General features: G+C 51.0%; 12 protein-coding genes, 2 tRNA genes and 1 other annotated feature. Of the genes, 5 read left to right on the top strand and 9 right to left on the bottom strand.

The genetic code is table 11. The features are described from left to right. Positions 1-119 precede the first annotated feature (119 nt). From LLG09_00070 to LLG09_00055, 4 genes are all read right to left on the bottom strand, one after another. Positions 120-1,484, bottom strand: a complete 1,365-nt coding sequence (locus tag LLG09_00070) for a DUF6179 domain-containing protein (protein ID MCE5195534.1) — start codon at positions 1,482-1,484, stop codon at positions 120-122. Beyond that, complete coding sequence (locus LLG09_00065; GenBank protein ID MCE5195533.1) at positions 1,471-1,962, bottom strand: DUF6323 family protein; 492 nt, start codon at positions 1,960-1,962, stop codon at positions 1,471-1,473. The genes LLG09_00070 and LLG09_00065 overlap by 14 nt, the downstream gene beginning before the upstream one ends. A 93-nt stretch (positions 1,963-2,055) precedes the next feature. After that, positions 2,056-2,238: a hypothetical protein gene (locus tag LLG09_00060; GenBank protein ID MCE5195532.1), complete on the bottom strand. Its 183-nt coding sequence runs from the start codon at positions 2,236-2,238 to the stop codon at positions 2,056-2,058. Between the two features lie 40 nt (positions 2,239-2,278). Further along, the gene (locus LLG09_00055) at positions 2,279-2,578 is read right to left on the bottom strand and encodes an AAA family ATPase (GenBank protein ID MCE5195531.1); all 300 of its coding nucleotides are present in this window, start codon (positions 2,576-2,578) and stop codon (positions 2,279-2,281) included. A 443-nt stretch (positions 2,579-3,021) separates the two neighbouring features. Here LLG09_00055 and LLG09_00050 point away from each other — a divergent pair, with 443 nt between their 5' ends. After that, the gene (locus LLG09_00050; protein MCE5195530.1) at positions 3,022-3,177 is read left to right on the top strand and encodes a hypothetical protein; all 156 of its coding nucleotides are present in this window, start codon (positions 3,022-3,024) and stop codon (positions 3,175-3,177) included. A gap of 49 nt (positions 3,178-3,226) precedes the next feature. Further along, on the top strand, positions 3,227-3,982 hold the full coding sequence (locus LLG09_00045; GenBank protein MCE5195529.1) for a YlmH/Sll1252 family protein: 756 nt from the start codon (positions 3,227-3,229) through the stop codon (positions 3,980-3,982). A gap of 45 nt (positions 3,983-4,027) precedes the next feature. Here the strand turns inward: LLG09_00045 and LLG09_00040 are convergent. Then, positions 4,028-4,103 (bottom strand) — tRNA-Met (locus LLG09_00040). A 6-nt stretch (positions 4,104-4,109) separates the two neighbouring features. Continuing rightward, a tRNA-Phe gene (locus LLG09_00035) sits at positions 4,110-4,185 on the bottom strand. A gap of 282 nt (positions 4,186-4,467) precedes the next feature. On the opposite strand from LLG09_00035, the gene LLG09_00030 reads away from it, so the two are divergent. The 3 genes from LLG09_00030 to leuS all read left to right on the top strand — a co-directional run bounded on the left by LLG09_00030 (position 4,468) and on the right by leuS (position 8,759). Further along, a complete protein-coding gene (locus LLG09_00030; protein ID MCE5195528.1) occupies positions 4,468-4,950 on the top strand; it encodes a GNAT family N-acetyltransferase in 483 nt (160 codons plus the stop codon). A 407-nt stretch (positions 4,951-5,357) separates the two neighbouring features. Then, positions 5,358-5,891: a peptide-methionine (S)-S-oxide reductase MsrA gene (gene msrA, locus LLG09_00025; GenBank protein ID MCE5195527.1), complete on the top strand. Its 534-nt coding sequence runs from the start codon at positions 5,358-5,360 to the stop codon at positions 5,889-5,891. Positions 5,892-5,949: 58 nt separating this feature from the next. Continuing rightward, positions 5,950-6,158: a binding site (T-box leader), on the top strand. Between the two features lie 144 nt (positions 6,159-6,302). Then, positions 6,303-8,759 (top strand): leucine--tRNA ligase, encoded by a 2,457-nt coding sequence (gene leuS, locus LLG09_00020; protein MCE5195526.1) that lies wholly within the window; start codon positions 6,303-6,305, stop codon positions 8,757-8,759. Positions 8,760-8,818: 59 nt separating this feature from the next. Here leuS and LLG09_00015 read toward each other — a convergent pair whose 3' ends face one another. The 3 genes from LLG09_00015 to lon form a co-directional block, all read right to left on the bottom strand. After that, positions 8,819-10,594 (bottom strand): beta-lactamase family protein, encoded by a 1,776-nt coding sequence (locus LLG09_00015; GenBank protein MCE5195525.1) that lies wholly within the window; start codon positions 10,592-10,594, stop codon positions 8,819-8,821. Between the two features lie 156 nt (positions 10,595-10,750). Beyond that, positions 10,751-11,356: a ribosome biogenesis GTP-binding protein YihA/YsxC gene (gene yihA / locus LLG09_00010; GenBank protein MCE5195524.1), complete on the bottom strand. Its 606-nt coding sequence runs from the start codon at positions 11,354-11,356 to the stop codon at positions 10,751-10,753. Continuing rightward, positions 11,357-13,028, bottom strand: a 1,672-nt coding sequence (gene lon / locus LLG09_00005; protein ID MCE5195523.1) for an endopeptidase La, incomplete at its 5' end; no start/stop codon positions are given.

Genomic DNA, 13,028 nt, shown 5'->3' with positions numbered 1-13,028 from the left:
GCGATCGCTGCCGAACCTGATGTTACGTTATTATACCCTGATTCCCTGATTTAAACAAGAATAACTTCCCGTGAACCCTGCCCGTGTAATGAAATGTAAAAAAACCGTTCGTGGGAAATTCAAGACTCGATTTGTAAGGAATTCACCATTTTTGTCAGCTGTTGACGATCTGCCGCAGATTGCTGCGCGATAAATTGACGCAAAACTGTTCTGAACGGATCCTCAGCTTCACTGACCGTTTCCGCCTCCGGATCGGCCGAGCCACAGTGCCGCTTGACCAGAGCGGCAATTTCTATTGGTTCCAGCGTCTGTAACACCGCAAGCGTTTCACGCTCCGTCAGATTACCATCCAGTATGAAATCATCCAGATCGCTTAAGGATCGGAATTTTTCCCGAATGATGGCCAATTTATCCGATAAATAGCGGCAGGAATGCAGTTCTTCCAACACAGCCCTGTATGCGGCATCCTCCATTTTATCACCAAAAGAGAAGACCTGCCGCTCTGTTTTCGTAGGCTCTTCGGCTGTGCGGAAGAGCTGTTCAAGAGCGCCGCCTTTCGCAGCCAAGCGAATCTCTTTGAGCAGAGCCGGCAGTTGATCCTCCAGATATTGGATCAGTGCGCGGTCCCCCAGATTCAACTGTCGGATCACTTGCTGACTGGCATCGTTGCCGAGCAAGATGATTTGCTCCTCAGTTTGCTGCAGCAAGAAAGCGGCTAAGCTTTCCAGCTCAACTTTCTTTATTCTCAGCTGCCTGAAATTCAGATGAGACAGTTCACAGCCAATCGCGGTGAGATAAACGAGTTGAAAGAGATTAAATACAGTATCTTCATAGGTTGGATCATTCGCCAAACACAAAGCCTGCAGATCGGCAGCAGAAAAGCAAGCGCAAAACGCATTTTCATAATAAAGCGACTGCACATAATCCTGCAAATACTCAATTCCTGCCAAATGGAGAGGCGAGTGCGCCAAGGGGTAATCCGGGGCGGCAGGAATTTCATGGGCCATGTAATCCGGCTGATAGAGTCTGAGAGCTTGTGGGATTTCCTCCAGCACAGCAGCCTGATAGATCGCCAGTTTTGTTTCTATTTTGTTTTGTTTGAGCATCTGATAGAAATGATTCGTCACGCTGATTTTTGCATTCAGGCGCTTCCTGCCCAGACGATAGAGTTCTGTTACCTCAGTTTGCCGCAGCGCCTGCATCGCTTGCATCGGACCGGGCAACGATTTCAGATACAACCCGATCGTATAAAGGTTCGACTGCATCAGAGTTTCGGCGGTCTCCAGGCGAACCGAACTGCTGCGGTCCCTCGTGTAGCTCGTGATTTTAGCGGCGAGCAGATTGAGCAAAGCCATTTGCACTTTTTCTATTTCCGCATCGCTGAGAATTTGCCTGCGACTGGCTTCGTTTAACAGATTTTGCAGATAGAATGCGGTCTTTGGATTTGCCGGTATCCTGTCATCCTGCCGTTCAGCGTACTCCATTCTGTTCCTCCTCTTCCGCCTGCTCTTTTTCCTCGTAATCCACAGCCAGACCGAACCGGATATTGTGTGCCATTCTGACCAATTCCCGTCCGGCCAATAATTCAAGTGAACCCTGGCAGACACCGTTAAATGCTTTGCTCATGTAACGGATTAAATCATCGTCACTGACCTGTTCCAGTGTTTCGTTTTTAAAATAATAAAACAACTCGATAAAATCATTGAGCGTTTCCGCATAATTATAGCTGGTCAGGAAGGGAGAATCGGCAAAGGCGCTGATCATTTTATCGATGACACCGCCGCCGATTTCAATCCGTCCGGTTTGCCGCAGCGCCAGGGCACGGGTTTCTACCAATTCAACCGCCTGGCTTTGGCTCAAAGTCAAGCCATACTGACGGGTGACCTGGTTCAATCCCAAAATTTCATTGACTGCTTGTTTTTGTAACAGGGCAGAATTAACTAGACTCAGTTCAACGGCCAATTGCATCACTCCCTCTCAAAAGAAATCAACCCGCATGACCTGCCAGACCGAACCTTTTTCGCTCGAACCGGCATGAAAGCAGGAAAGTATTTTTTAGGAAAGTATTTTTTCTGCTGCCTGAGTAGCAGAGATCTCGCTTGTCTCCATCTTCAGCGTTGCCATGCGCTGATCATTCTGCAGCCGGGGAATACTTCCGGCGGTTCCTTCCGCCGCCCGCAGGCCGGCTGCGACATCCAATTCCAGCCGTTTGCTCAGGGCTTGTTCCGAACAAACCAAAGAAAATTGTTGACACTCCCTATAGCTAAAGCAAGGGGTTTTACGGCTTTACTCGATAAACCCGCTGATCAGCCGGATTCAATGCTGCCGGCAGAGAATCCAAAATTGCCTGTTCGTGCATGGCCCAACAAAAAAACACATTCTGGCAGACAGAGCCGTGCAGGAAAATATTCAGCCGATAATCAATATTCTGTTCAACCATCTTTTTTGTTTTTGCATCGACCACAAAAGGCCGCATATCCCAGCACCGGTCGCCATCCAAAAAAACACAACCCGGCAGCAATTGCTGCAGCGCTCTGCCGGTCGTCGTTTTGCCGGCGCCCAGCGTACCCTTGAGCAGGATGAGGTTCTTCCTTTTTTCAATTCACCGCCTGAAATCGAGTGCCCGCTTCCCGCAAAAGCAAGCCTTTCTTAATTCGGCTCGCTGCGGAGTAAAACCTCTTTCGCGGCCGGCGGCACGCTTGTGTACAAATGCCATCCAAACCCGCTTGGCTTTGGCAGGCTGCCAATTTTGTTAAATAACCGGATTGCCGCTTTATCGGCAAAGGAAAAATCCGGCTCAAAGAGAATAATAGTCCAGGCAGAGGGTCTCGCTCGTTCAACCTGCTCAATGGATACCCGATCTGCGCTGCAAAACATAACCGAAGGAGCAACGGTCTCGCTGCCTTTGCAAAGCTAAGGTTTCTCCAAGCGCAGAGCGTTCAGCTTCGCAGCCGCAGCCGGCCTGGTCGAGCTGATCTCCGCCCTCATCGGCGCTGTTTTATCCGTCTGCATGGCGGTATCATGACCTACCTGCTCGCTTTTGCTGCCGGTTCCATGCTCTATGTTGTCATTGATGAACTTGTCCCGGAAGCACACAAGGCGCACAGCAACCCTGGCCCGCCGGGTGCCCTGATGGGCTTTGCCATCATGATGATTCTGCATATCGCTTTTCACTGATGGCCTGCTCGATAAAAGCAGCAAATGAATCCAGGAAGGAGCCGCAGATATGACAGAAGACGATACTCTCTTGATGAAAAGATTTACGGAGCTGGCTCACCGCGCCTTTCGGCGTGACACCGGCCTCTATACCGATTTTTTAAACCGCGCCGAGCAAGAAGTGCTGCTTCGGACCGCGTTTGATCAAAATTCGGCTGCCTTTACCTTAATGGGTGGTTATGCTGCCGCCGAACGAAAAGTTGCCTGTTTTGGCATGTTTGCACCGGAAGACGCGCCTTCGATTGCACCGGTTGCCTGTATCTGCATTGCCCCTTGTTCACAGAAATTTGCGGATCAACTCAGTCACCGGGATTTCCTCGGCTCTGTTCTGGCCCTGGGTTTAAAACGAGAAGTCTTAGGAGATATCATCATTCATGAAAACTGTGGCTATCTCTTCTGCCTTGCCTCGATTGCAGATTACATCATCGCAGAATTAAAACAAGTAAAACACACTACGGTTCGCTGTTCACTGACTGCGGCGCCTGATTTTATCAATCAAATCCCCGATCCCAGTCAAATTGTCATCGCCTCCGAACGTCTGGATGCCATGGTTGCTGCGGTCTACCACCTCTCCCGCAGCGAGAGTCAGCAACTTTTTGCCAAAGGGATGGTCTCTGTCAACAGCCGTGTCTGCGAAAATACCAGTGCGACACCGGCGGCAGGCAGCATCGTTTCGGTACGGAGCTTTGGCCGCTTTCTCTACGATGGAATCGAGCAGGAAACCCGGAAAGGCCGGCTGCGGGTCAGCGTGCGAATCTTTTCCTGACGACAAGGTCCCGATTTTGATTGATTCAAAATCGGGACCTTGTTCTGGTGGCGGAAGTCGGAATCGAACCAACGACACAGCGGGTATGAACCGCTTGCTCTGCCAGCTGAGCTACTCCGCCATAAACTGGTGGCACAGGCCAGAATCGGACTGGCGACACGCGGATTTTCAGTCCGCTGCTCTACCAACTGAGCTACCGTGCCAATGTGTTCCATTATACCTTCAAAGCCGCTTGCTGTGCAAGAATATAATCCAGCTTCTTTCTGTTGTTTTGGACAGCCTTACGGCCCCAAAAAGGCAGAGCTGCGCCAAGAGTGCACTAAAACCGATCGTCTTGCTCCGTCTGAAAAACGACACGTTAATTTACGAATTATGTCAAAGGTTTTTGCTTCGGCTAAGGCGAATAATTGGAACAATGGTTATGGGAATCCAGGGCTTGCTGCCTTACCAAAGAGCGATCTCAGATTGTAAAGGAGTGGATAGTGTTGAGCCAATATGTAATTCGTCGCATTTCCGATACAGACCGTCCGAAGATGTCTGAATTTCTTCAGGAACATTGGGGTGCCAGTAAAAATGTGCATTCCAAAGGAGTACTGCAAACTGACACACTGCCCGGATTTATTGTCTACCAGGATGGTTTCATCGTCGGCCTGATTACCTACGATATTCGCGGGGAAGAGTGCGAATTGGTTACCATCAATTCGCTGCTCAATAAAGTAGGCTTGGGCTCTTCGCTGCTGCGCAGTATGGAAGATGCCGCCAGAGAAGCCGGCTGCAAACGTATTTGGCTGATCACCACGAATGATAATGTTGAAGCATTGCGCTTTTATCAAAAACGCGGTTTTGAGTTCTCTAATTTATATCTGAATACGATCGAGCCTTTACGGAAGCTGAAACCGGAAATACCTCTGGTTGGACAGGACGGCATTTTAATCAAACACGAACTCGAACTGCAGAAATTGCTGTAGGATTCAGAGCACTTTGAAATAAAACATCCGGCAGGAGAATAGAAAAGAATCTGCCGGGTGTTCCTTTATCAGGAGCGAATTTTTTAGGGCTACGGGAGCAGCGAAAACCGATATTTATCTTTGCCGGATAACGACGATCACTAACCCTACGTTTGCCTATCTGGCAAAGCGGTGTTTTAGTGGAGAAGAACGAAGATCCGCTGCCGCCCGCATGCCGGTCGGTGCAGGTACTGCGGTGCCGGCGGCATCTGTTTTTTAGTCAATACGCAGTAGCCGGGAAGCGCAGTCTCCTGGCGCAGCACCTGGTTATGAAGGCAGCTCTGCAGCCTTCTTCCAAGAGAAACGCTTCCAATTCGGAGCAACTGAATTTACCTTGATGCCGATCAGGCTCAAAAGGGGAGTGAACAATGAACGAACAGATAAAAACAGCAACCTTTGCCGGCGGTTGTTTCTGGTGTATGGTTTTGCCTTTTGACTGTTACGAAGGCGTTTTACAGGTAATTTCCGGTTATACCGGCGGGTTTTTAGCCAATCCAACCTATCAGGAAGTTCGGGCGCAAAAGAGCGGGCATCTGGAAGCGATCCGCCTGACCTATGACGAGCGGGTCATTTCTTACCCCGAATTGTTAGCCATCTATTGGCAGCAAATTGATCCCACCGATGAGGGCGGTCAATTCAGCGACCGGGGCAGCTCGTATCGCACCGCTATTTTCTATCATGATGAAAGCCAGCGTTTGGCGGCGGAACAATCCAAAGCGGACTTGGCTGCTTCCGGTAAGTTTCAGAAACCGATCGTGACCCGTATTTTACCGGCTGAAACTTTTTATCCGGCGGAAGATTACCATCAGGATTATGCGCGCCGTGAAACCGAAAAATATCATGCTGACAAAGCGGTAGAGGAACGTAAAGCATTTTTACAGGAAACCTGGAAAAAACAGTGATTCTTAGCGAAAAGTATTTGACACAAGCCGGATTTCGTTCTATAATTCACTTAATATCAACATGCCGATGATCAGAGAGCAGTAGCTGCCGGTTTTGTTTTCAGAGAGCTGTCGGGCGCTGCGAGACAGCAACAAAAAGCAGGGAACTCGCTTTGGAAGGCAGACGGATTGGCTCCGTCCGTCAGCATACGTTATCTGCTGTAAGTGGAAATTATGCCCAAAGCATGATTTCAACAAGAGTGGTACCGCGGCTCCGTCGTCTCTTATTTTGAGACAACGGAGTTTTTTTATTTTCGGTAGCAAGAAAAGCAGGGCCCGGCCTGCCGCGAGACAAAGGACAAAACAAGTTTTGTTTTTTGTTTTTGCATCAGCCGCGGGAAAGGAAAATTCAGTAGAAAAGGAGTGAAGCAAATGAGTCGTTACAATCGTCAGACTGACCTGAAATGGCAGAAGCGTTGGCAGGAAACCCAGCTCTACAAATTTCACCCGGAGAAAGTAGATAAAAAACTCTATTGTTTGGAAATGTTCTCTTATCCTTCCGGCTACAAATTGCACGTCGGTCATTGGTATAATTATGGCATGACCGACAGCTGGTCCCGCATGAAGAGAATGCAGGGTTATGAAGTGTTCCATCCCATGGGTTTTGACGCGTTCGGATTGCCGGCGGAGAATTTTGCGATCAAGTCCGGCATCCATCCCATGGATTCTACTCTGGCCAACATTGCTTCCATGGAAAAACAGCTGAAAGAAATGGGCGCCACGTTTGATTGGGATTATGAACTGATGACCTGCGATCCGGACTATTACAAATGGACCCAGTGGATCTTTCTGAAATTCTATGAGAAAGGGTTGGCTTATCGTAAAATGGCGCCGGTTAATTGGTGCCCCGGCTGTCAGACCGTGCTGGCCAATGAACAGGTCGTAGATGGCAAATGTGAACGCTGCGAAACACCCGTGACCAAAAAAAACCTGACTCAATGGTTCTTCAAGATCACCGCTTACGCCGAGGAACTATTGAATGGCCTGGATGCGCTGAACTGGCCGGAGAGCACCAAAATCAAACAGCGTAATTGGATCGGGCGTTCCGAAGGCAGCCACATCGATTTTGCCGTGGCTGCGCAGCCGGATCTGAAGATCCGTGTCTTCACTACCCGCGCGGATACGCTTTTCGGCGCCTCCTATATTGTCTTGGCGCCGGAGCAGCCGCTGGTCGCTCAAATCACCAGTCCAGACCGACTGGCAGCGGTTGCTGCCTACCAGGAAGAAACCAAAAAGCAAACCGAAATCGAACGTCTCTCCACCGTCAAAGAAAAAACAGGCACTTTTACCGGCGCTTATGCCATCCACCCGCTGACCGGTGCGCAGATTCCCATCTGGATCGCCGATTATGTGCTCGCCACTTATGGGACCGGTTGCGTCATGGCCGTTCCCGCCCACGATACGCGCGATTATGAATTTGCCGTCAAATACAGGCTGCCCATTCCGCCTGTCATTCAAGCCGCCGGGAGTGCAGCTCCGGCGTCGCTTCCCTTCACGGAATATGGCGTCCTGGTCAATTCCGGTCCGTATGACGGACTGACTTCCGAGCAAGCCTTAAAAACAATTGTCAGCGATCTGGCGGCGGCGCAGAAAGGGGAGGCTGCGGTAACCTATCGCCTGCGGGATTGGCTGATTTCCCGTCAGCGCTACTGGGGCGCGCCGATCCCCGTCATCTATTGTCCCAAATGCGGCGAAGTGCCGGTGCCGCTCAAAGACCTGCCGGTCAAACTGCCGTATGATGTGGAATTCAAACCGGACGGGAAATCCCCTTTGGCCAAGAACGAATCTTTTATGCATACCGTCTGTCCCATCTGCGGCGGACCGGCGGAACGCGATCCCGATACTATGGACACTTTTGTCGACTCTTCCTGGTATTTCCTGCGCTATCCCGACAACAAAAACAGCGAGCAGGCCTGGGATGTCGACTGGATCAATCGTATGCTGCCGGTCGATAAATATGTTGGCGGACCGGAACATGCCTGCATGCACCTGATTTATGCCCGTTTCTTTGTCAAAGCGCTGCGTGACTGTGGTTATCTCAACTTCGATGAACCATTCCGTTCCCTCATCCATCAAGGAATTATCCTGGGACCCGACGGCAACCGGATGTCGAAATCCCACGGCAACGTAATCTCCCCCGACAGTTATCTGGAAAACTACGGTTCGGATATTCTGCGCCTCTTCCTTGGCTTTACCTATAATTATACCGAAGGCGGCCCCTGGGATGACAGCGGTATCAAGGCAATGTCGCGCTTTATTGACCGGGTGGAGCGTTGGATCGACCGTCTGCTGGAAATACGCCGGAGCGGATCCGGCGGAATCGCCAATGCCAAAGCCGGCAAACGACTGCAGTTCTATCGTCACCAGGCGATCCAATACTGCACGAAAGACATGGAAGTCTCGCAGTTCAATACCTCCATTGCCAAGATCATGGAATTTCTCAATGCGCTGAACCAATATGATACGGAAAACATCAGCAAAGATCGGGTCTTATTGGAAGAAGCAACCGCGGATTTGCTGCGCTTGCTGGCTCCCCTGGCGCCACACTTAACGGAAGAGCTTTGGCAGCAGCTCGGCAGACCTTATTCGATCCACAATCAAGCCTGGCCGATTTGTGATGAAACGATGCTGTTAGCGGACAACGTCGAACTGGCGCTGCAAATTAACGGCAAGGTCCGCGACAAAATCGAAGTGGATCGGGAAGAATCGGAAGAAAATATTAAGACCATGGCTTTGGCTTCGCCGGGGCTGGAATCGTATTTAACCGGCAAAAAAATCATCAAAATCATCGTTGTCAAAAACAGACTGGTCAATATCGTCGTCGTATAAAAGCAGGAAGGGGGTGTGGCGGTTGGCTGCATCCCCTTCCTGCTGTTCAGTTCGCTTAGTTAAGTACTCTCCTCCACAACCTTCGCTGTCAGGACTGGGTTAAAAGAACGCTCGATGCGGTAAACCAGGTAGTCCGCATCGACGCGCGCAATGACAGCCTCCAGTAATTTCTTTTTGGAAGCCTCCTCCACCAGCGAAGAAAGAGCTTCGAAAATAACCTCTTTGCCGGGTGATTCGCTGAAATTCACCCGCAGCTGATTGCCGTCGAAGTAAAATTTGATGAGACGGGCCACGGAGAGTTCCAGAAACGAACAACGCAGCTTCAGCACCAAATGTTCATCCTCATCCAGAGCGAATTGCCCCCGGCAGCCGATCAGATAAGACTCTCCGTGCAACGACAGCGCAGTAAAGCGATCCGTTTGGAAACCAATCGGCAGCGTATAGCTTTCATCCTCTTCCTGCACGATCAGCAAAAACAGATGGTCGCTGATCTGGAATTTCAAACGACGGATGCCTTTGGTATAATTGTTTTGCATAATCTGCGCGATCAACGGAAAAAGGCCGACGCTGTCGGCCTCTGCCGAAGTAAAAGCATAGACACGCCGGTCGAGCGTCAGGCAAGCCTGCGGCAAGCCGGGTTCCCGTGAATGGAACAAGGGCAGGGCTGCCCCTGTTTCCGTCTTGTTCCAGCCATGCCCCGGCAAATGCCGCAGCCGCTGCAAACGCAAGTAAGCTTCCGTATTCTCCGGCAGAAAATGGCCCGGATGATAGGCCGGCTTAAAATAGCGGTGCAACAGCCGAAAGAAACCGCTTGATTGGAACAACTCACCGACACCGCCGGTTGTCACGATCAAAATTTGACTTTCCGGGAAGCCGATGACATTTTGCCCGAACATGCCGTTCAGCAAGAAAGCATGTTCCTGTCGGCTCACCCAGGTCTGATAGCCATAGTTATACTCTCCGATCGTGGCAGGCACGTTAATTTTTGTGGAAATTGCCTCTTGAATCCATTGCTTTGAAACAAGCTGTTGGCCTTGCCAGTTGCCTTGCTGCAGATAGAGCTGACCGATTTTGGCCATGTCTTCAGGCGCCAGATACAAACCCCAGCCGCCTTTTTCGATGCCCTTGGGGCAAACTTCCCAATACACATTCTCAATCGCCAAAGGCTGGAACAAGCGCGGCTGCAAAAATTCCATTAAGCCCTGTCCGCTGATCTCCCTGACGAGCGCCGACAGCAGATAGGAGTTCATGCTGTTATAAGCAAACGCGCTGCCCGCTTCAAAACGCACCCCCGATTCCAGAAACGCTTTCAGCCAATCCGTCTCGGTCAAGGCGCCGATTTCGTTAAAAACCACCCCGCTGCTCATGGTCAGTAAGTGAGCCAGCGTGATATTCTTTTGCGTCAGCCGGGAAAGGATATTGTTGTGTTTGGCAAAGAGATCGACGAGATGATCGTCCGGCTGCAGCAGCCCGTCGTCAATCAGCATGCCGATCGCCAAACCGGTGATCGATTTAGAAAAAGAATGAACTTGTGTCCAGGTGTGCAGATCATAGGCGCCAAAGCTTGTTTCGGCAATGACAAAACCATTTTTCAGAATCATCAGCGTATGCAGATCCAGACTGGTATCCGCCTGCAGTTCTTCGATGAAACGGGCCAGATAAGCGGAAGGAATACCCTGCGACTCGGGCGTTGCCGAGGGAAAAGGCTGCCGCTGCGCATGATTGGGAAAGACCGCTTTCTGAGGCAGATAAGGAATGATTGGCTGTGTGCTGCTCCGGCGGTCTAAAAGCTGGCCTATGAGTTTCAAGGCATTCGCCTGTACTGTGATGTCCATGCAATCGGCTCCCTTCCTCTTCCTGCTCCGGTGTCTTGAATTCAGTCGAATATTCGCAGCGCTCGTAAGGGAAAACGGGCCGTCCCGCCTTGTTCTGATTATCCGCCGCAGACAGTCCGTTCTCTTTTTTAGATCCAAAAACCGCGGCGGAACACCCTAGACCGTCTCTTCCTGCTGCGCAATCTGCGGCACCAGTTTTTCCAAGACAGCCCAGAGCGCCTCCCGGCTCTGTTCTTCTTCGGTGGTAAACAACAGCGGAGGCTCCGGCAGCAACAAGGACCGTTTCAGCATGGCAGCCTGAGTTTGCCATTGGCTGCGTGTCAGCTTATCACGCTTGGTGCCAACCACAATAAACGGCAGCGAGCAGCGCTGCAGGAAAGCCGTCATTTCCCGGTCCAGTTCGGACGGTTCATGCCGGCTGTCCACCAACTGCACCACCAGCTGCAGTTGCTGTCTCTTCAATAAATAATCCTGCAGCAACTGGCTGATCGTCTGCTGCTTGCCTTTGCCCAAAGCTGCATACCCATAGCCGGGCAAATCCACCATATGGAAACAATCGTTGATGCGATAGAAATTCAGGGTCTGCGTCTTGCCCGGTGTTGAGGAAGTCCGCGCCAGGTTGCGGCGCGAAAACATCGCATTGAGCAGGGAGGATTTCCCCACATTGGAGCGGCCGGCAAAAGCAATATCCGGCAGCGCATCCGGCGGACATTGAGAAACAAAACCGGCAGACATGACGAGTTCAATTTGCCTGATTTTCATTTATTCCTCTTTCTTTTCCCGTTTCATCTGTTTGATTCTTCTTTCCAATTCGGGAAGCAAATAGCCAAGCGCCTGTTCATAGTTTTCCGCATAATGAATTGTCATTTTCCGTTGAATCGATTCCGGTAATTCTTCCATGTCCTTGCGGTTTTCCTCAGGAATGACCGCTTCGTAGATGCCGGCTCGATAAGCGGCCAGCAGCTTTTCTTTTAAACCGCCGATCGGCAGAATGTTACCGCGCAGCGTGATTTCACCGGTCATAGCAACATCGCGCCGCACGGGAATTTTGGTAAAAGCAGAAACCAGAGCCGTAACCAGCGTGACACCGGCCGAAGGTCCTTCCTTGGGGACGGATCCTTCCGGTGCATGAATATGAATCTCTTTTTCTTGATAAAATTCCGGCGGCAGCCCATAAGCTTCGCCTTTGGAACGCACGTAACTCAAGGCAATCCGCGCGGATTCCCGCATGACTTCGCCCAGCTTGCCGGTCAGAATCAAATCACCCTTGCCTGCCAAAATACTGACTTCAATCGGCAGGATTTCACCGCCCAGCTCCGTCCAAACCATGCCGGTGGCAACGCCGATCTGATCCTGTTTCTCGGCGACGGTATGACTGTAGATTGCCGGTCCCAGAAATTTCTCCAATTTATTGGCGGTCAGATTCAGCTTGCCGTCCTCGCCGCTCAGAATCTGACGGGCCCGTTTGCGGCAGATTTTACCGATCTGCCGTTCCAGTTGCCGCACACCGGCTTCTCTGGTATAAGCGGAGATGATCCGCGCCAGCGTTTTATCGGCAAACTGCAACTGATCTTCCCGCAAGCCGTTCTCCTGCAGTTGCTTAGGGATCAAATGGCGTTTGGCAATTTCGAATTTCTCTTCCTCCGTATAGCCGGACAGTTCGATCAATTCCATGCGGTCCAGCAGCGGACGCGGAATTTCTCTGGCATTATTGGCGGTTGTAATAAAGAGCACCTGCGACAAATCAAAGGGGATTTCCAAATAGTGATCGGAAAAGGTATTGTTCTGTTCCCCATCCAGCACCTCCAGCAAAGCGGACGCCGGATCCCCCCGAAAATCGCTGCTTGTTTTATCAACCTCATCCAACAGAAAAACCGGATTACGGACCCCCACCTGACGGATGCCCTGAATGATGCGTCCCGGCATGGAAGCAACGTACGTGCGGCGGTGTCCGCGGATTTCGGCCTCATCCCGCACCCCGCCCAAAGAAAGGCGGACGAACTTGCGGTTCAGCGCTCTGGCAACGGACTTTGCCAGTGATGTTTTACCGGTTCCCGGCGGTCCGACCAGACAAAGGATCGGCCCTTTCAGGCTGTGGCTCAGCTGACGGACCGCTAAATATTCCAGAATCCGCTCTTTGGGTTTTTCCAAAGCGTAATGATCCTGATTCAGAATCGTCTCGGCCGCTTTGATATCCAGCACATCTTCCGTCATGGTATCCCAGGGCAGCTGAAAGACCGTATCCAGATACTGACGCAGCACGGCCGCTTCCGGTGTACTCGCCGGCATCTTCTCCAGGCGATTAATCTCTTTGCTCAGCTTCTCTTTATTGTCGGCAGAGATGCCTTGAATCGCTTCCAGCATTGCCGTCATCCGCTCTTTTTCCGCCTGTTTTTCTTCCGCTTCGCCCAATTCTTTCTGAATGACCTTGATC

Source organism: Negativicutes bacterium, from assembly GCA_021372785.1.
Lineage (GTDB): Bacteria > Bacillota > JAAYKD01 > JAAYKD01 > JAAYKD01 > JAJFTT01.
This window is presented reverse-complemented; position numbering and strand designations above follow the sequence as displayed.